General features: G+C 66.8%; 16 protein-coding genes. 10 read left to right on the forward strand and 6 right to left on the reverse strand.

Going from position 1 to position 17,549, the window contains the following annotated elements:
* Nucleotides 1–27: 27 nt before the first annotated feature.
* From BMZ17_RS17275 to BMZ17_RS17295, 5 genes are read right to left on the reverse strand one after another with little or no spacing between them, the layout of a single operon-like run.
* Nucleotides 28–663 carry a Vat family streptogramin A O-acetyltransferase gene (locus tag BMZ17_RS17275; RefSeq protein ID WP_093141638.1) on the reverse strand — a complete coding sequence of 212 codons (636 nt, stop codon included), beginning with the start codon at nucleotides 661–663 and terminating at the stop codon, nucleotides 28–30.
* 59 nt (nucleotides 664–722) lie between these two features.
* On the reverse strand, nucleotides 723–1,193 hold the full coding sequence (locus tag BMZ17_RS21400) for a TfoX/Sxy family protein (protein WP_093141642.1): 471 nt from the start codon (nucleotides 1,191–1,193) through the stop codon (nucleotides 723–725).
* Nucleotides 1,194–1,209: 16 nt separating this feature from the next.
* A complete protein-coding gene (locus BMZ17_RS17285; protein ID WP_093141646.1) occupies nucleotides 1,210–1,824 on the reverse strand; it encodes a glutathione S-transferase family protein in 615 nt (204 codons plus the stop codon).
* Nucleotides 1,825–1,834: 10 nt separating this feature from the next.
* A complete protein-coding gene (locus BMZ17_RS17290; RefSeq protein ID WP_093141649.1) occupies nucleotides 1,835–2,200 on the reverse strand; it encodes a VOC family protein in 366 nt (121 codons plus the stop codon).
* A gap of 11 nt (nucleotides 2,201–2,211) precedes the next feature.
* On the reverse strand, nucleotides 2,212–2,691 hold the full coding sequence (locus tag BMZ17_RS17295) for an Lrp/AsnC family transcriptional regulator (RefSeq protein ID WP_093141653.1): 480 nt from the start codon (nucleotides 2,689–2,691) through the stop codon (nucleotides 2,212–2,214).
* Nucleotides 2,692–2,819: 128 nt separating this feature from the next.
* Here BMZ17_RS17295 and phhA point away from each other — a divergent pair, with 128 nt between their 5' ends.
* The 4 genes from phhA (at nucleotide 2,820) to BMZ17_RS17315 (ending at nucleotide 6,061) form a co-directional block, all read left to right on the forward strand.
* A complete protein-coding gene (phhA, locus tag BMZ17_RS17300) occupies nucleotides 2,820–3,710 on the forward strand; it encodes a phenylalanine 4-monooxygenase (RefSeq protein ID WP_093141656.1) in 891 nt (296 codons plus the stop codon).
* 131 nt (nucleotides 3,711–3,841) lie between these two features.
* Entirely contained in the window at nucleotides 3,842–4,834 is a 993-nt protein-coding gene (locus BMZ17_RS17305; protein ID WP_093141659.1) for an alpha/beta hydrolase, read from the forward strand.
* Nucleotides 4,835–4,951: 117 nt separating this feature from the next.
* The gene (locus BMZ17_RS17310; RefSeq protein WP_217645835.1) at nucleotides 4,952–5,608 is read left to right on the forward strand and encodes an HAD-IA family hydrolase; all 657 of its coding nucleotides are present in this window, start codon (nucleotides 4,952–4,954) and stop codon (nucleotides 5,606–5,608) included.
* Nucleotides 5,609–5,749: 141 nt separating this feature from the next.
* Nucleotides 5,750–6,061: a hypothetical protein gene (locus BMZ17_RS17315; RefSeq protein ID WP_093141662.1), complete on the forward strand. Its 312-nt coding sequence runs from the start codon at nucleotides 5,750–5,752 to the stop codon at nucleotides 6,059–6,061.
* A gap of 127 nt (nucleotides 6,062–6,188) precedes the next feature.
* Here the strand turns inward: BMZ17_RS17315 and BMZ17_RS17320 are convergent, their stop codons facing one another.
* Complete coding sequence (locus BMZ17_RS17320) at nucleotides 6,189–8,096, reverse strand: sigma-54-dependent Fis family transcriptional regulator (protein ID WP_254775412.1); 1,908 nt, start codon at nucleotides 8,094–8,096, stop codon at nucleotides 6,189–6,191.
* Between the two features lie 241 nt (nucleotides 8,097–8,337).
* Here BMZ17_RS17320 and adh point away from each other — a divergent pair, with 241 nt between their 5' ends.
* The 6 genes from adh (at nucleotide 8,338) to azu (ending at nucleotide 17,487) form a co-directional block, all read left to right on the forward strand.
* A complete protein-coding gene (gene adh / locus BMZ17_RS17325; RefSeq protein WP_093141671.1) occupies nucleotides 8,338–9,867 on the forward strand; it encodes an aldehyde dehydrogenase in 1,530 nt (509 codons plus the stop codon).
* Between the two features lie 121 nt (nucleotides 9,868–9,988).
* On the forward strand, nucleotides 9,989–12,409 hold the full coding sequence (locus BMZ17_RS17330; protein ID WP_093141676.1) for a TonB-dependent receptor family protein: 2,421 nt from the start codon (nucleotides 9,989–9,991) through the stop codon (nucleotides 12,407–12,409).
* Nucleotides 12,410–12,454: 45 nt separating this feature from the next.
* Complete coding sequence (locus BMZ17_RS17335) at nucleotides 12,455–14,167, forward strand: methanol/ethanol family PQQ-dependent dehydrogenase (RefSeq protein ID WP_093141681.1); 1,713 nt, start codon at nucleotides 12,455–12,457, stop codon at nucleotides 14,165–14,167.
* Nucleotides 14,168–14,187: 20 nt separating this feature from the next.
* Nucleotides 14,188–15,414: a c-type cytochrome gene (locus BMZ17_RS17340; protein WP_093141686.1), complete on the forward strand. Its 1,227-nt coding sequence runs from the start codon at nucleotides 14,188–14,190 to the stop codon at nucleotides 15,412–15,414.
* 347 nt (nucleotides 15,415–15,761) lie between these two features.
* Nucleotides 15,762–16,940 carry a porin gene (locus tag BMZ17_RS17345; RefSeq protein ID WP_254775414.1) on the forward strand — a complete coding sequence of 393 codons (1,179 nt, stop codon included), beginning with the start codon at nucleotides 15,762–15,764 and terminating at the stop codon, nucleotides 16,938–16,940.
* Nucleotides 16,941–17,034: 94 nt separating this feature from the next.
* Nucleotides 17,035–17,487, forward strand: a complete 453-nt coding sequence (gene azu / locus BMZ17_RS17350) for an azurin (protein WP_093141691.1) — start codon at nucleotides 17,035–17,037, stop codon at nucleotides 17,485–17,487.
* Nucleotides 17,488–17,549: the final 62 nt, after the last annotated feature.

Below are 17,549 nucleotides of genomic sequence, written 5' to 3' on the forward strand. Positions count from 1 at the left end.
GCCTTTCGCGCAGGGAGGCAGACACGATCATGGCGCAGCGCGCGCCAAGGCGTCGATATCACCGTCCACGATCTGGCGCAGGTGCGCGGTGATGTGGGCGATCGGCCAGTCCCACCAGGCAATCGCCTCCAGCCGCGCGATGTCGGCGTCGGGAAAGCGCGGCTTGATCGGGCGCGCCGGATTGCCACCGACGATGGTGTAGGCCGGCACATCGGCCGTCACCACCGAACGCGCCGAGACGATCGCGCCGTTGCCGATCCGCACGCCCGGCATCACCAGGGCCTCGTAACCGATCCACACATCGTGGCCGATCACCGTGTCGCCCTTGTACGGCAGCTCGCCCGGCTGCGGCATCACCGCTTCCCAGCCGTTGCCGAAGATCTGGAACGGATAGGTCGAGATGCCCGACAGCTTGTGGTTGGCGCCGTTCATGATGAACTTCACGCCGCGCGCGATCGCACAGAACCTGCCGATCACCAGCCGATCGCCGATGAAGGGAAAGTGGTAGAGCACGTTGCGCTCGAAGCCTTCCGAATCTTCCGGATCGTCGTAATAGCTGTACTCGCCGACCTCGATCAGCGGATTGCGCACGGTGTTGCGGATGAAGCACACCTGCGGGAAGCCTTCCATTGGATGCGGATTGTCGGGACTCGGTCCGTGCATGCGGCGCTCCTGCGATTCGAAACACCGCCAAGGTTAGCTGGCACCGCGTGGCAAGGACGTCAGCTGCGCGTGGGCTTTTTTGCAGGTGTCTTCTTGACTGCTGTTTTCTTGACTGCAGCTTTCTTCGTCGCAGGCTTCTTGGCGACATTCTTGGTCACAGCCTGCTTGGTGGCGGCTTTCTTGGCGGGCGCTGGCTTGGCCGCCTTGGTCGCCGTCTTCTTCGGCTTGGGCAGCGGCAGCGCGTCGGCCGTGGCGCGCAACAGGCGCTGCAACGTGTCGGTGTCTTCCAGCGCATCGGCCAACAGGTAATGCGGCTTGGCGCCGGGATACGGCGGCTGTTCGATCACCTCGTGCAGCAGCGCGCGGCCGGGCGTGGTCGGCTTGAGGAACACCTGGTTGTCGCAGACCAGCGCAACCACCTTGTCGTCCAGGTACAGCGCGTACTCGCCGAACATCTTCTTCGACGCCAGCGCCGCGCCCAGCGCGGCCTGCGCGTGGACGTATTCGATGAAGTCCGCATCTGTGGCCATGGGAAAGTCCTTGCTGTCAGGGGATGCCGTTGCCGCCGTGCGCACGATAGCCCGGCCGGGTCTCCAGCCGTGCGACCCAGGCGTCGATCGCCGGCAAGTCAGGGCGCGTCATCGGCGTCATCCGCCAGCGGTTGGCCGACAGGCCCAGCACGATGTCGGCCAGGGTGAAGTCGGCGCCGGCCACGAACGCGCCGGTGTGCACCAGCTGTGCATCCAGCAGCGTCATCAGCCGGTTCCAGTCCGCACCGCTGGCGGCAATCAACGCTTCATCGGTATGCGCGGCGCTACCGCGCACCCGTGCCATGAAGGCGTAGCGCCAGGCGCTGTTGAGGTCGGTGGCCTGCCAGTCCATCCATTGCTCGACGCGCGCACGCGCCAGCGGATCGACCGGCAGCAGGTCATGGCGCTGCTGGCGCGCGGCCAGGTAGCGGCAGATGGTGTTGGACTCCCACAGCACCGCCTCGCCGTCGATCAGCACCGGCACCAGGCCGTTGGGATTGCGTGCGCGCACGGCCTGCGCATCGCCCGGCGCGTCCATGGGTCGGTGCGCGATCTCCAGCGCGAGTTCGTCGCACAGCCACAGCACCTTGCGCACGTTGACCGAGGTCGGCTTGCCCAGCAGGGTCAGCATCGGCGTGTGCTCAGTCGGAGGCGATGTGCCAGCACACGCCGGCCAGGTCGATCATGTGGACCTCGCGGCCCCACGGGAAATCGGTTGGTTCGCCGAGACGAAAGCCCGGAAAGCGCGTCTCCAGGTCCCGCTGTTTCATGTCCTTCCACCACGCATCCAGATCGGCCACGCAGATGCGCAGCATCAGGTTGTGGGCGAAGTGGTCGTCGTGGAAGTCCTGCAGGATGAAGCTCACCGGGCCGCTGCGGAAGCCGCAGACATCGCCGGCCTCCCACTCCTCGACGAAATCCAGCGCCGCGAACAACTGGCGGCTGGCGGCGTAATCCGCCCCACCGGGAACGAACGGCTGCAAGGCGGTGAACGTGGTCGTGCTCATGACAGGCTCCTTCAGGCGGTGAGCAGCGGAATGCCCGCCGCGTCTTTGACCGTGCGCAGGACGAAGCTGGAATTTACGTCGGCCACGCCAGAGGCGGCCAGCAGCTTGTCCAGCAGGAAACGCGAGAAATGATCCAGGTCGCGCACCAGGATCTGCAGCAGGTAATCCATGTCGCCGGTCAGCGCATGGCAGGCCACCACTTCGTCCCAGCTGGTGACCGCGGCCGCGAAGCGGTCGATCGCCGGCTGGTCGTGGTGCTCCAGCTGCACGCGCACGAAGGCCTGCAGCCCCAGGCCTAGCGCGCGCGCCTCCAGCCGGGCGCCGTAGCCACTGATCACACCGGCCGATTCCAGCCGCTGGGTGCGCCGCAGGCAGGCCGAGGGCGACAGGTTGATCTGCGCGGCCAGCTCGGCATTGCTGGCACGGCCCTGCGTCTGCAGCAGCGCCAGCAGGCGAAGATCCGTGCGGTCCAGGGTGGGATTGGCATCCATTGATCGCGCTGCAACATGAAATGACGCAACAAGATTGCGCCGATTGGCCCGTGGCGTGCAACTTTCGCAAGCCTGTTGCGCGAGCTTGGCGGTAGCGTGGCAGGCCTGTCCCATCCTTGGATCCGCCGATGAATGCCATGCCGCGCCGCGTCGAGCACCAGCTCACCGACAAGGGCCAGGTGCCGGTCTATACGACCGCCGTCGTGAGCCAGCCCTGGGACGCCTATATCGATGCCGACCATGCCACCTGGGGCGCGCTGTTCGAACGCCAACGCGCGCTGCTAGTGGGCCGCGCCTGCGATGAATTCCTGGCTGCGCAGGATGCGATGGGGATGATGTCGGACCAGATCCCACGCTTCGATGACCTCAACGTGGTGCTGGGCGCGGCCACCGGCTGGCAGCTGGTCGGCGTGGAAGGCCTGCTGCCGGAGCTGACCTTCTTCGAGCATCTGGCCAACAAGCGTTTCCCGGTGACCTGGTGGATCCGCCGCCCGGACCAGATCGACTACATCGCCGAGCCGGACCTGTTCCACGACCTGTTCGGCCACGTGCCGCTACTGATGAATCCACGCTTCGCCGACTACATGCAGGCTTACGGCCGCGGCGGCGTGAAGGCACACGGCATCGGCCCCGAGGCGCTGGTCAACCTGACGCGCCTGTACTGGTACACGGTGGAGTTCGGCCTGATCGACACGCCCGACGGCCTGCGCATCTACGGCAGCGGCATCGTCTCGTCCAAGGGCGAATCGCTGTACGCGCTGGAGTCCGACGCACCCAACCGGATCGGCTTCGACCTGATGCGTGTCATGCGCACCCGCTACCGCATCGACGACTACCAGAAGACCTACTTCGTCATCGACAGCTTTGACCAGCTGATCGACGCCACCGCGCCGGACTTCACGCCGCTCTATGCACAGCTGGAACGTGCCGATGCGCTGCCTGCCGGACGCGTGCAGGAACGCGACCGCGTATTCCATCGCGGCACCGGCGAAGGCTGGGCCGAAGGTGGGGATGTGTAACGTCGATCCGCGCGTGCAGAACGGCGCAGACGCATGACGGCGACCGGGCACGCGTGCACCGCGTGTGGACACGACGCGCGCGCAGCGGCGGGTTAGCATCGCGCCCTGGTTCAATCCTGGGAGGGACACCGATGCGTTGGATGCAGGCCGTTGCGATGATGCTGGCGATGTTCACGACACAGGCGCAGGCCGCGGATCGGCCGTCGGCCGAGTTGCCGGGCGACATGGCGCATCGCATCGTGTTGTGGCCGGGCAAGACCGCGCCGGGTTCGAACAAGGCTCCGGCGCACACCACGCTGACCGATGCCAGCGATGATCCGGCCGTGCTGGATCGCTCGATCATCGGCATCCGCCAGCCGTACATGGTCGTGCATCGGCCCGCGCATCCCAACGGCACCGCACTGCTGGTCGCGCCGGGCGGTGGCTATGCGCGCATCGTGGTGGACAACGAAGGCAGTTCGCTGGTGCCCGCGTTTGTCGACACCGCCGGGATCACGCTGTTCGTGCTGCGCTATCGCCTGCCAGCCGAGGGCCATGTCGAAGCGCGCAATGTGCCGCTGGCCGACGCCCAACGCGCGCTGCGCCTGATCCGCGCGCATGCCGCCGACTACGGCATCGATCCGGCGCGCGTGGGCGTGATGGGCTTCTCCGCGGGCGGCCATGTCGCGGCCAGCCTGGCGACGCGGTTCGACGAACCGGTTTACAAGACCATCGACAAGACCGATGCACTCAGCGCGCGGCCGGATTTCGATCTCCTGATCTATCCGGTGATCGACATGGGCATGGAGATCGCACACGCCGGCTCGCGCGAGCGCCTGATCGGCGAACACCCCAGCGACCAGTTGATCCACGACTATTCGGCGCAGAACCGCGTCACCGCGCGCACGCCGCCGACCTTCCTGCTGGCCACGCAGGATGACGACATCGTGCCGGTCGCCAACACCCTGGTCTTCCACCAGGCGCTGCTCAAGGCCGGGGTGCCGTCCGAGCTGCATGTGTTCCCCACCGGCGGCCACGGCTTCGGGGTGCGTCGCATCCAGGGCCAGACCGTGGCGGCGTGGCCGAGGCTGGCCATCGACTGGATCGCTTCGCAGACCGCGAAAAACGCCACGTCCGCGCCTTGAACCCATTGCTCGCGCGCGGCTGCGCACAGCGGCGACGTTAGACTGCACGCCCGCGCCGGGTCACGACACGCATTGCGCTCATCGCCCGGCCTTCCCGCGTTGAAAGGTCATTGCATCGTGCGCTCGCCTGCTTCCTATGCCGCCTTCCTGTTCGACATGGATGGCACCCTGCTGACCTCGATCACCGCCGCTGAGCGCGTGTGGACGCGCTGGGCGCTGCGCCACGGGCTGGATCCAGTCAGCTTCGTCCCGACCATCCACGGTGCGCGCGTGCAGGACACGATCCGGCGCCTGGCGTTGCCGGACCTCGATATCGAAGCCGAGGCCGCCGGCATCACCCGCGATGAGATTGCCGATGTCGAAGGCGTCGCGCCGATCGATGGCGCGATCGCCTTCCTCGCCACGCTGCCAGCGCAGCGCTGGGCGGTGGTGACCTCCGCGCCGCGCGCGCTCGCATTGCGGCGCATGGAAGCGGCCGGCCTGCCGCTGCCCGCGGTGCTGATCACCGCCGAGGACGTGGCGCGCGGCAAGCCCGATCCGTCCGGCTATCGCATGGCCGCGCAGCGCCTGGGCGTGCAGGCGCAGGACTGCCTGGTCTTCGAAGATGCCGTGGCCGGGATCGGCGCGGGCGAGGCCGCAGGTGCCGACCTGCTGGTCATCACCGCCACGCACCGTTATCCGCTGGAGACAGACCATCCACGTGCGCAGAACTTCCTGGGCCTGCACGTGCGCGAAGCCGGCAAGGGCCTGGAACTGGCGTCCCCGGACGCCTGAAACCGCGCCAGATCAAGGCGCTAAGCGCGGCCGGCCATCAGCCCCAAGCCCCCTAACCCTGCGTTCACGTGGCTGACCGGAGGATCGCGCTAACCCCGTTCGCCTTGGCGGATGACAGGGGCCCACGATGGAAACGACGCGATGCGCCCAAGTGCCGATGAGCTGTTCGACGAACTCACTCAGCTTGACCTGACCTTGAACGCGATTGCTGCCCAGCCCGGCAGCGCCGATCTGTCCCTGCAGCAGTCGCTGCAACGCCATCTGCGCAGCCTCCGCATCTTCCTGGATATCGACGCCGCACAGGTGCTGCACGACCTGGCCGACGCGGCGCAGCGCGTCTTGGAAGCAGGCGACGACACGATGGTTGCATCAGCGATGCGCGACCTGGAACGCATGCGCGCCTTGCTGGACGCGATGTTCCGTCGCCAGGTCGCACAGGCCAGCGCGGCCTGATCGCAAGCGCCATCTAGCCGACACCTGTGGGAGGCCACTCTACGTGGCCTAGGGCCATTAGCGGCGATAGGGCTTTCGCATTACAGCCCCTTCGCCGCTAAAGCGGCTCCCACAGTGTGTGATTCAATCAATCGTGCGCGCCGCCGTGCACGTCTTCGCCGAGCCGGCGATACAGGGTGCTGCGGCTGATCCCAAGCTTGCGCGCGGCCTTGGTGACGTTGCCCTCGCAGTCGGCCAACGCCTGGCGCATCGCCGCTTCGGCGAGCGCGTCCAAACCGGTGCCGTGTTGCATCATCGCGTTTGCCGCCAGTGGCGAAGCCATCACCGGGCGTACGTCGTGCAGATAGGACGGCAGCAGTTCCGCACCGATCATCGCGTCGGGTTCGCTCAGGGCCACCAGCGTGCGCAGGCAGGCGGTGAGCTGGCGCAGGTTGCCGGGCCAGCGATACGCGGCCAGCTGCGCCTGCGCCTCGTCCGTCAGTCGACGGCCCTGGCCAAGCCGCTGCCACAGCGCGCGCACCAGCGCCGCGCGATCGCTGTTGGCGCTGAGCGGCGCGATACGCACGGTATGGTGCGCGATGCGGTAATACAGGTCGGGACGGAAACGGCCTTCGCCCATCGCCTGCTCCATCTCGCGGTGGGTGGCACAGACCAGGGCGAAGTCGAGCTTGATTGGCTTGCCGCCGCCCAGCGGTGACAGCTCGCGCTCCTGCAGCACGCGCAGCAGGCGCGGCTGCAGGGCCAGCGGCATGTCGCCGATTTCGTCGAGGAACAGCACGCCGCCATCGGCCTGGCGCAGCAAGCCCGGATTGCCGTTCTTGCGCGCACCGGTGAACGCGCCATCCTCGTAGCCGAACAGCTCGGCTTCGATCAGGCCTTCGGGCAACGCGGCGCAGTTGACCGCAACGAACGGCTTGCCCGCGCGTGCGCAGCGGCGATGCAGTTCACGCGCGAACACTTCCTTGCCGGTGCCGGTCTCGCCCTGCACCAGCACCGGCAGGCCGGCATCCAGCACGCGACAGGCGCGGGTCAGTTCGGCTTCCTGGACGACATCAAACAGCGGTGCATCGGCCGGCTGCGGGGTGATCGCGGCCGACACAGTGATCGGCGGGCGCGCGGCTGGACGCTTGGGCCGTGCTTCGCCCTCGTCCACGCGGCCGTACAGCGCGCGGCCCTGGCGATCGAGCAGCACGCCATCGTCGCGCAGCTTGCCCAGCGCATCCTCGAACAGCGCCGTGTACGACGCGCGGCCCAGTTCGCCACGCTCCAGTCCGAACAACTGCAGGCCCGCCTGGTTGGCGGCCACCAGGCGCCCGTTGCGGAACGCCAGCAGGCCTTCGCGCGCGGTGCCCAGCAGCGCGGGATCGCGATGCAGGCGCAGCAGCTCGGTATCGGGAATGCCGTCGTCGAAGTAGCGATGCTCGATGTTGGCCACCGCCAGCCGCGCCAGGCCCAGCGCGTGCATGTGCTGCACCTTGGAGTCGCCGGAGATATCCAGCACGCCCACCTGCAAGCCATACGGGTCGTAGATCGGCGAGGCCGAACAGCTGAGGATGCCATGTGGAGTGAGGTAGTGCTCGCCGCCGTGGACCACGACCGAGCGGCCTTCGACGATCGCGGTGCCGATGGCGTTGGTGCCCACCTGCGCCTCGTTCCAGCAGGCGCCGGGCATCAGCGCGACGCGGCCGGCACGGTCAAGGAAGCTGGCGCTGCCTTCGGCGTCGAGGATCCAGCCGTCCTCGTCGGTGAGGATCACGATGCTGCCGGTGGCTGCCGCGTCGGAAGACAGCAACTCCAGTTCGGCACGCGCCAGGCGCCAGAGTTTTTCGTGGCGCTCGCGCATTTCCTTCAGGCGGAAGGCGGGCACTGGTTCGATCTGCGGCGCTTCCTCGGCGGTCAGCCCCAGGCGCTGGCAGCGCACCCAGGACCGCAGGATGGTGTCGGGCACCTTGCCGACCGGTGCACCGCCGTGCTCGAAAAACGCACGCCGGGCCTGGCCCAGATGTCGGTCCGACTGGGATTGCTGCTGTGCCACGGTCCCCTCCAGGTGTCGCATTTTGCGACACCGCAACAGTGCGCTGTCCCAATAAACACCACAGCTTGGGGCGCTTCGCAACGGGGAGCTGTGATGCGCCGCAACAGCTTTTCATCGCGCGTCTTGGAAACACATGGTTCGAGTGCGTGACGCGGCGCAGCACCGGTTTTTTGGCATCGGCCTTGCGCACTCCACCGCACCCGAAACGGGCACCACATCACCCCGCACCAGGAGCTTTCCGATGAACGCCGTCACCAGCACCAAGCCGCTGTCCACCGATCCGCAGTCCATCTTCAAGAAGCGCTACGCCAACTTCATCGGCGGCAAGTGGCTCGAACCCAAGAGCGGTGAGTATTTCGACAACATCACGCCGGTGACCGGCAAGGCGTTCACCCAGATCCCGCGCTCCAACAAGGACGACATCGAGGCCGCGCTGGACGCTGCCCACGCCGCCAAGACCGCCTGGGGCGAAACCTCGCCGACCGAGCGCAGCAACATCCTGCTCAAGATCGCCGATCGCATCGAACAGAACCTGGAGCTGCTCGCCTACGCCGAGACCTGGGACAACGGCAAGCCGATCCGCGAGACGCTCAACGCCGACGTGCCGCTGTGCGCCGACCACTTCCGCTACTTCGCCGGCGCCGTGCGCGCGCAGGAAGGCAGCATCTCGGAAATCGACAAGGACACCATCGCCTATCACTTCCACGAGCCGCTGGGCGTGGTCGGCCAGATCATCCCGTGGAACTTCCCGCTGCTGATGGCGTGCTGGAAGCTGGCCCCGGCCCTGGCCGCCGGCAACTGCGTGGTGATGAAGCCGGCCGAGCAGACCCCGGCCTCGATTCTGGTGCTGATGGAAGTCATCGGCGACCTGCTGCCGGCCGGCGTGCTCAACATCGTCAATGGCTTTGGCCTGGAGTGCGGCAAGCCGCTGGCGTCGAGCCCGCGCATCGCCAAGATCGCCTTCACCGGCGAGACCACCACCGGCCGCCTGATCATGCAGTACGCCTCGCAGAACCTGATCCCGGTGACGCTGGAGCTGGGCGGCAAGTCGCCGAACATCTTCTTCGAGGACGTGGCCGCCGAAGACGACGATTTCCTGGACAAGGCGGTGGAAGGCTTCGTGCTGTTCGCCTTCAACCAGGGCGAGGTCTGCACCTGCCCGTCGCGTGCGCTGATCCAGGAATCGATCTACGAGAAGTTCATGGAGAAGGTCATCGCCCGCGTCGAAGCCATCGTCCAGGGCAACCCGCTGGATCCCAACACGATGATCGGCGCGCAGGCCTCCGGCGAGCAGCTGGAGAAGATCCTGTCCTACATCGACATCGGCAGGCAGGAAGGCGCTGAAGTCCTCACCGGCGGCGAGCAGAACAAGCTCGATGGCGAGCTGTCCGGCGGCTTCTACGTCAAGCCGACGGTGTTCAAGGGCCACAACAAGATGCGCGTGTTCCAGGAAGAGATCTTCGGGCCGGTGGTGTCGGTCACGACCTTCAAGGACGAAGCCGAAGCGCTGGCCATCGCCAACGACACGCTCTACGGCCTGGGCGCCGGCGTGTGGAGCCGCGACGCGTCGCGTCTGTACCGCATGGGCCGCGCGATCCAGGCCGGCCGCGTGTGGACCAACTGCTACCACGCCTATCCGGCGCACGCCGCCTTCGGTGGCTACAAGCAGTCGGGTATCGGCCGCGAGAACCACAAGATGATGCTCGACCACTACCAGCAGACCAAGAACCTGCTGGTGAGCTACTCGCCCAAGAAGCTCGGATTCTTCTGACCGGGCGGCTGGATCGCATCGCACCTCCCCGCGTCGGGATGTGATCCAGGGCTGTGATGGGGTGACCTGGCGACAGGTCACCTCAGCGCGGCTTCCCCGCACCGCTGTCAAGGAGCTCCACATGGCCGTCCGCAATGACGACCAGCGCACAGGCTGCGCCGGTCCCATGGATGTGATCGCGCAGAACGCGCGCGTTGTTTCCCCTTCTTTTCAACATGGCAGGCTGTCGCGGCGCGCACTGTTCAGCGCGCTGGCGCTGGCCTTGCTGGGAGAGAGCACCCTCGCCATGCCCGCGCTGGCCGCCGACGTTGCAGTTCCAGGCATCACCACCCTGCCCACGCTGGACGTGGTCGGTGTGAGTCCGTCTGGCGATGCGACGCTGGCGGCGGACAAATCGCCGTATCCGGTGCGCGGGCTGGATGCGGACCAGCTCGATCGCATGCGCTCGGTCGATCTGACCGCGGCGATGGACCGTTCGGTCCCGGGCATCACCTTGAACAGCGTGCAGGGCAATCCGCTGCAGCCGGACGTGCAGTTCCGCGGCTTCACCGGCTCGCCGTTGCTGGGCATCGCCCAGGGCATTGCGGTCTATCAGGACGGCGTGCGCGTCAACGAGATCTTCGGCGACACGGTTAATTGGGACCTGCTGCCGCAGCAGGGCATCGACCGGCTGGATGTGGTCACCGGCGCCAACCCGGTGTTCGGCTTGAACACGCTGGGCGGGGCGATCGTGCTGCGCTCCAAGAATGGTTTCGACGATCAGGGCACGCAGCTGTCGTACGAAGGCGGCTCGTTCGGCCGCGAGGTGGCCAGCGTTGAATCCGGCGGCAACAACGGCGCGTGGGGCTACTACGTGCTGGCCGACAATCTCTACGAGCAGGGTTGGCGCGATCTGTCGCCCAGCCATGCACGGCACTACTTCGCCAACGTGGGCTGGCACGGCGAACGTGCCACGCTGGACCTGTCGCTGGCCAAGGCCAAGACCGATTTGACCGGCAATGGCGCGCAGTCGATCGAGCAGCTGCAACGCGACCGGGAGAGCATCTTCACCGCGCCCGATGAAACCGCCAACGACCTGACCCAGGCTACACTGCGCGGCAGCTTCCACTTCAACGACGACACCGTGCTGAGCGCGATGGTCTACGACCGCAAGGTCGATACGCGCAGCTTCAACGGAGACGGCAGCGAAGCAGAGGAATGCGAGGCCGACGACGACATCCTGTGCGAGGAGGAAGACGACGAGGGCAACCAGGAAGTCGTCACCGACCAGAACGGCAACCCGATCTCGTCCGAATACGACGCGGTCAACAACATCGGCAAGCGCCGCCAGCGCGCGCACGGCGGCAACGTGCAGCTGGTGTTCTCGCAGGACCTGGCCGGGCATGAGAACCAGCTGGTGGTGGGCGGCGATTTCCTCAGTGGCAACGTGCGCTACGCCAGCATCGTCGCGCCGGCCGTGCTGCTGGAGGACCGCAGCACCTCGCGCGATTCCGGGCTGGAAATCCCCGAGGACGCGCTGGATGTCTATGCCAGCACGCGCACCTACGCGTGGTACGCCACCGACACCTTCAACGTCACCGATGCGCTCGCGCTGACGGTCTCGGCCCGCTACAACGAAACCCGCACGCGCATCGCCGACCAGTCCGGCGAGAACCCGGACCTCAACGGCAACCATGTGTTCTCGCGGCTCAACCCGGCCGCCGGCCTGGCCTGGAAGGTCAACGACGCGCTCACCGCCTATGGCAGCTACAGCGAATCCACCCGTGCCCCCACGCCGGTGGAGCTGACCTGCTCGGACGAGGACGCGCCGTGCAAGCTGCCCAACCAGTTCATCTCCGATCCGCCGCTCAACCAGGTGGTGGCCAAGAGCTGGGAAGCCGGCCTGCGTGGCAAGCACGGCGATGCGCTGCGCTGGCAGGCGGGCGTGTTCCGCACCACCAGCCATGACGACATCCTGTTCCAGACCACCGGCGGCACCACCTCGAACGAAGGCTTCTTCGCCAACGTCGGCGACACCCGCCGCCAGGGCCTGGAGCTGTCGGCGCAGGGCAGCGCGCGCGCCGGCGTGGTGGAGTGGTCGGCCAGCTATGTGTGGCTGGACGCGACCTATCAGGATGGCTTCCAGGAAAACGCGGCCAACAACCCCACCGCCGATGACGATGGGCTGATCACCGTCCAGCGCGGCGACCGCATCCCGGGCCTGCCGCGTCATCAGTTGAAGGCCGCGGTGGACGTGGCGCTGACGCCGACCCTGCGCGTGGGCCTCAACGCGCAGTACCGCAGCAGCCAGTACCTGCGCGGCGACGAATCCAACGACCTGCCGCAGATCGCCGGCTACGCGCTGTTCGGCCTGCAGGCCACGTGGGATGTCACCCCGCGCCTGCAGCTGAGCGCACGCATCGAAAACCTCACCGACAAGCGCTACGCCAGCTTCGGCACGTTGGGCGAGCCGGATGAAATCTTCCCCGGGGATTCCGATCCCCGGTTCCTGGGGCCGGGGGCCCCGCGCGGTGGCTGGGTCGGGGCCCGCTACCGCTTCTAGAAACCCAGCATCCCCAAGGCAACCCAATACCCAGGAGAGCAACACATGAACGTCCATCGTCCCACCCACCAGGCGCTGAAGGCGCTGGCCGTGGCCATCGTGCTGGCCTGCACCGGCACGGCCGCGGCCGCCGATGCCGACTACGCCCCGGTCACCGACGCGCGACTGAAGGCGGCCGGCACCGACAACGGCTGGCTGATGTATCGCCGTGACTACACCAGCCGTGGCTACGCCCCGTTCAAGACCATCTCCACCAAGAACGTGGCCAACCTCAAGCCGGCGTGGGACTGGAAGAGCCCGCTCGACATGGGCCACGAGGCACCGCCGATCGTCAACGGCGATTACCTGTTCGTAACCACGCCCAAGAACCACCTGATCGCCTTCCAGGCCAGCACCGGCAAGCAGCTGTGGACCTATGAGCACGATCTGTCCAACGTCGGCCTGAAGACCATCTGCTGCGACGTGGTCAATCGTGGCGTGGCCCTGTACGGCGACAAGGTCTACATGGCCACGCTGGACAACCGCGTGGTCGCGCTGGATGCCAAGACCGGCAAGGTCGCCTGGAACGAGCAGCTCAACGCGCCCGACGTGGGCTATGCGATGACGCTGGCGCCGCTGGTGGTGAAGGGCAAGGTGATCGTCGGCGTGTCCGGCGGCGAGTACGGCGCGCGCGGCTTCGTCGAGGCGCTGGATGCCAACACCGGCAAGCAGGTGTGGAAGCTGCACACCATCCCGCTGCCCGGCGAGCCCGGCGGCGACACCTGGCCCAAGGGCGCGGCCGAAACCGGCGGCGGCGCAGCCTGGCTGACCGGCTCCTACGACGCCGATACCGACACGCTGTTCTGGGGCGTGGGCAATCCCGGCCCGTGGCTGGCCACGCTGCGTCCGGGCGACAACCTCTACACCGACTCGGTGATCGCGGTGAACCCGGCCGACGGCAAGATCAAGTGGCACTACCAGTACACGCCCAACGACACCTGGGATTACGACGGCACCAACGAGACGGTGCTGACCGACATCACCTACCAGGGCAAGAAGTACAAGGCCATCGTCAGCGCCAGCCGCAACGGCTGGTTCTATGCGATCGATCGCACCAACGGCAAGCTGATCTACGCCGAGAAGTTCGCCTCGGCCACCTCGGTCAGCGGCTTCAAGGACGGCAAGCCGGTCACCGATCCGGAAATGCGCCCGACCGTGGACAAGGAAGTGTTCACCTGCCCCAGCTTCCTGGGCGGCAAGAACTGGTGGCCGATCTCGGTCAGCCCCGACACCCACATGGCTTACGTGCCCACGCTGCACACCTGCATGACCATGAAGGGCGCGGCGGTGAGCTACAAGGCCGGCCTGCCATTCCTGGGCGAGACCTTCCTGGTCAAGCGTGACCCGGCGTTCCCGAATCATTGGGGCTCGGTGCAGGCGATCGATCTGAACACCGGCAAGCAGGCCTGGACCTTCCCGTCCGAGCTGCCGTGGAACGGCGGCATGTTGACCACCGCCGGCGGCCTGCTGTTCTCCGGCAGCGCCGATGGCTACCTGTACGCCTTCGACGCCAAGACCGGCAAGGTGCTGTGGAAGAGCCCGCAGATGGCCTCCGGCGTGCTGGGCGTGCCCTCCACCTGGACCGTCAACGGCAAGCAGTACGTCGGCGTGTTTGCCGGCTGGGGCGGCGGCGTGCCGATCTGGGGCGGCGAGATGGCCAAGGATCCCAAGGTCCGCAACATCCCGCTGGGCGGCCACCTGTACGTGTTCTCGCTGTAAGAAAAACCGGAGCCAGGAAGATGAAACATACCCCGCACCCCACCATCATCCGCACCGTCCTGTCGCTGGCGCTCGTCGCCAGCGGCATCGGCGCCGCCCAGGCCGCGGTCTCGGTCTGCGTGGATACCTCCAGCCCGACCGTGGCGATGGACAAGGCCATTGCCGCAGCCGTAGCCAAGCAGCAGAAGACCACGCTGACCGTGCATGAGTTCGACGGCAGCGGCGATGACGAAGGCTTCGACCTGAAGGAGTTCAACGCCATGGCGTCCAAGGACTGCCAGCTGGTGATGGGCTTCCCGGTGGATGCCTCGGCCAGTGGCCTGCCCGAGGGATTGAAAGCTACCGATGCCTACGGCCGTACCGGCTTCGTGCTGGTGACGCCGGTGGCCGCGCCGTCGCATTCGCTGTCCACCCTGCCCGAAGGCAGCCAGGTGGCGGTGACCTACCAGACCACGCCCAACCTGTACTTCGCCAACTACCCGAAGCTGCAGGCCGACGTGCACCTGACCAACGATGACGCCATCGCCGCCCTGGAGCAGAAGAAGGTCGGCGCAGCGATGCTGTGGCGTCCCTCGGTGGTCGGCTACCTGGCCCAGCACCAGGAGGAGAAACAGTTCGACTATGCCGAACTGGACGAACCCCACTCGCGCTGGAACCTGGTGGCGCTGTACGACCAGAGCAATGCGGCAGCGGCGCAGGCCTTCGACGCCAGCGTCAAGGCGCTGCAGGCCAACGGTGCGCTGGGCAAGCTGCTCGACCCGTACGCGGTGGTCGCCGGCAACACCGGCGCCAGCAAGGGCCAGGCCAATGCCATCACCCTGTCGATGCTCCAGCGTGGCGCGCAGCTGGCCAGCAACGCCACGGGCGCACCCAAGGCCGAGCCGGCTGCGGCCGGTGGCGCGGTCGCCAAGCTCTATACCAGTGCCCAGGCCGACCGCGGAAAGACCGACTATGCCGACAACTGCGCGCTCTGCCACGGCGACACGCTGGCAGGACGCGCGGGCCCGGCGTTGAAGGGAAAGCACTTCGCCAATCCGGCGGCGAACTTCCACGTTGGCGATATTTTCACCATCGTCTCGCAGAACATGCCCGCCACCCAGCCCGCCAGCCTGGACCCGAAGATGTACGCCGACATCATGGCGTTCCTGCTGCAGGAGAACGGCTTTCCGGCCGGCGACAAGGAGCTGACCTTCGACGACGCCAAAGCCTCCAAGGAGCCGCTGGTCTATCACGGCACCGAGCAATGAACCGCGCGCGGTCACCGCTGGCGACAGCGGTGACGGCGCTTTGAATCACGACACAGACCACGTAACACGCCGCACCGTCGGTGGCGCCTCCCCGCACCCACTGACGCCAGCGTCCACACCTGCCTCGCAGGCGTACGACGCGGGAGCTTAGGCGACGTCCGACCCCGCAACGGACGCACGCGGATCCATCCAAGGCACTCACGTGCAGGCCCGCAAAGGCCTGTGCCTGGCCGCCGCATTGCCTGCCGAACGCGGACCGGCCCTGTGTGGGACCGCCCGTGTGGCGGGTCCAACCGAGGCCGGACCAATACCGGCACACCGACGTGCATCCCGGGGAGGGAAACGACATGAGCAAGCAAGCACATCCACGCGCCAGCAACGCCCATCACCTGTCACTGCGCCTGCTGACGGCCTGCATCGCGCTGGCCGCGCTTCCGGCCGCCAACGCGGTGGAGATGACCGCCGGCGACTGGAAGATCGACGTGGGCGGTTACATCAACGCCTACTACACCTCGGTCAGCTGCGGCAGCGAAGCGGTTGGCGGCCTCGCCCTGGCCGGCCGCGCGCTGGGCTGCGGCGGCGAATCCAGCCGCACCACCATCGGCAACGGCCTGCTGCCCAATGCGCTGGTGACCAAGTTCTCCACCGAGCAGGAGGGCTACGACATCGGCGGCCAGATCGCGATCATGGCCCACACCGCCACCGATAGCGCCATCGATGCCAACAGCGGCGTGGACGTGCGCCAGGCGTTCTTCACCATCGGCAACGGCGACATCGGCAGCTTCAAGCTGGGCCGCGATTACGGCGTGTTCGGTTCCAACGCGATCCTGAGCGACATGACGTTGATGGGCGTGGGCGCGCCGGTGCAAGCCACCCAGCGCGGCCGCGTGGCACTGGGCCACATCGGCGCCGGCTACACCTACCTGGGCAACTACGGGCAGATCGCCTGGACCAGCCCGGATCTCAATGGCTTCAGCGCCACCGTCGCCCTGGTCAGCCCGGTCGGCAACAACGGCGCATACGAGTCCAAGTCGGTGCCGCAGGTGCAGGGCCAGCTGCAGTGGAAGAACGACAGCTTCAAGGCCTGGGTCGGCGCCAAGACCCAGCGCTTCTACAACCAGGCCAACGAGGATGATCAATTCACCATGCGCGGCTTCGAGGCCGGTGCATCGGTCACGGCCGGGCGTTTCGGCGGCCTGGTCAACGTCCAGGCCGGCACCGGTCTTGGCATCCTGGCCGACGGCGACCAGGAAGAGACCAAGTCCACCAACTGGCTGGCGCAGGGCACCTTCGCCATCACCAGCAAGGTCAAGCTGGGCGCCAACTACGGCATCAGCCGCAACCGCGACGAGACGCTGGCCACCGGCGGCCTCAAGTCCAATGCCAACGCCACGATCGGTGCGTACTGGCAGATCACCAAGTCCGTGACGCTGGCGCTGGAAGGCAGCCGCACGCGTTCGGAAGCCTTCGACGGCACCACCGTGGACATGAACGGTGGTTCGGTCGGCGGGATCATCTTCTTCTAGCGTTCCACCCCGCGCCGTGCGCATCCGCGGGGGATGCGCGCGGTGCGGGTTCTTTTTTCCCCGCCCGCTTCCCCGTACGAAACAGGAGTCAAAGATGCGCAAGTTGATCCCCATGCTGTTGTTGCTGTGCCTGGCCGCGTTGGCCCCGTCGGCCTTCGCCAAGACCTGCACCGTCGCCATCAGCGGCGATGACGCGATGAAGTTCGACAAGACCGAGATCAAGATCGAATCCAGCTGCACCCAGGTCACCGTGACCCTCAAGCACACCGGCAAGCTCGCCGCCAACGTGATGGGCCACGACTGGGTGCTGGCCAAGACCGCCGACATGCCCGGCATCGATGCCGATGGCATGAAGGCCGGCATGGCGGCCGGTTTCCTCAAGGCTGGCGATGCCCGCGTGATCGCCAACACCAAGGTGATCGGCGGCGGCCAGTCCGACACGGTCACCTTCGCCACGTCCAAGCTCACCAAGGGCGGCGATTACAGCTTCTTCTGCTCGTTCCCGGGCCACTCGACGATGATGAAGGGCAAGTTCGTCTTCGGCTGATGTCACCGCGATTGCGCTGCATCCGCACTGGTCAGACCATCTGCGGATGCAACGTTGTCGGG

Source organism: Pseudoxanthomonas sp. GM95, assembly GCF_900109775.1.
GTDB lineage: Bacteria > Pseudomonadota > Gammaproteobacteria > Xanthomonadales > Xanthomonadaceae > Pseudoxanthomonas_A.

Coding starts and splice junctions, on each gene's coding strand:
- BMZ17_RS17340 (WP_093141686.1), top strand. CDS start 14,188: ATGAAACATACCCCGCACCCCACCATCATCCGCACCGTCCTGTCGCTG.
- BMZ17_RS17330 (WP_093141676.1), top strand. CDS start 9,989: ATGGCCGTCCGCAATGACGACCAGCGCACAGGCTGCGCCGGTCCCATG.
- BMZ17_RS17295 (WP_093141653.1), bottom strand. CDS start 2,691: ATGGATGCCAATCCCACCCTGGACCGCACGGATCTTCGCCTGCTGGCG.
- BMZ17_RS17335 (WP_093141681.1), top strand. CDS start 12,455: ATGAACGTCCATCGTCCCACCCACCAGGCGCTGAAGGCGCTGGCCGTG.
- phhA (WP_093141656.1), top strand. CDS start 2,820: ATGAATGCCATGCCGCGCCGCGTCGAGCACCAGCTCACCGACAAGGGC.
- azu (WP_093141691.1), top strand. CDS start 17,035: ATGCGCAAGTTGATCCCCATGCTGTTGTTGCTGTGCCTGGCCGCGTTG.
- BMZ17_RS17315 (WP_093141662.1), top strand. CDS start 5,750: ATGCGCCCAAGTGCCGATGAGCTGTTCGACGAACTCACTCAGCTTGAC.
- BMZ17_RS17290 (WP_093141649.1), bottom strand. CDS start 2,200: ATGAGCACGACCACGTTCACCGCCTTGCAGCCGTTCGTTCCCGGTGGG.
- BMZ17_RS17345 (WP_254775414.1), top strand. CDS start 15,762: ATGAGCAAGCAAGCACATCCACGCGCCAGCAACGCCCATCACCTGTCA.
- adh (WP_093141671.1), top strand. CDS start 8,338: ATGAACGCCGTCACCAGCACCAAGCCGCTGTCCACCGATCCGCAGTCC.
- BMZ17_RS21400 (WP_093141642.1), bottom strand. CDS start 1,193: ATGGCCACAGATGCGGACTTCATCGAATACGTCCACGCGCAGGCCGCG.
- BMZ17_RS17285 (WP_093141646.1), bottom strand. CDS start 1,824: ATGCTGACCCTGCTGGGCAAGCCGACCTCGGTCAACGTGCGCAAGGTG.
- BMZ17_RS17275 (WP_093141638.1), bottom strand. CDS start 663: ATGCACGGACCGAGTCCCGACAATCCGCATCCAATGGAAGGCTTCCCG.
- BMZ17_RS17305 (WP_093141659.1), top strand. CDS start 3,842: ATGCGTTGGATGCAGGCCGTTGCGATGATGCTGGCGATGTTCACGACA.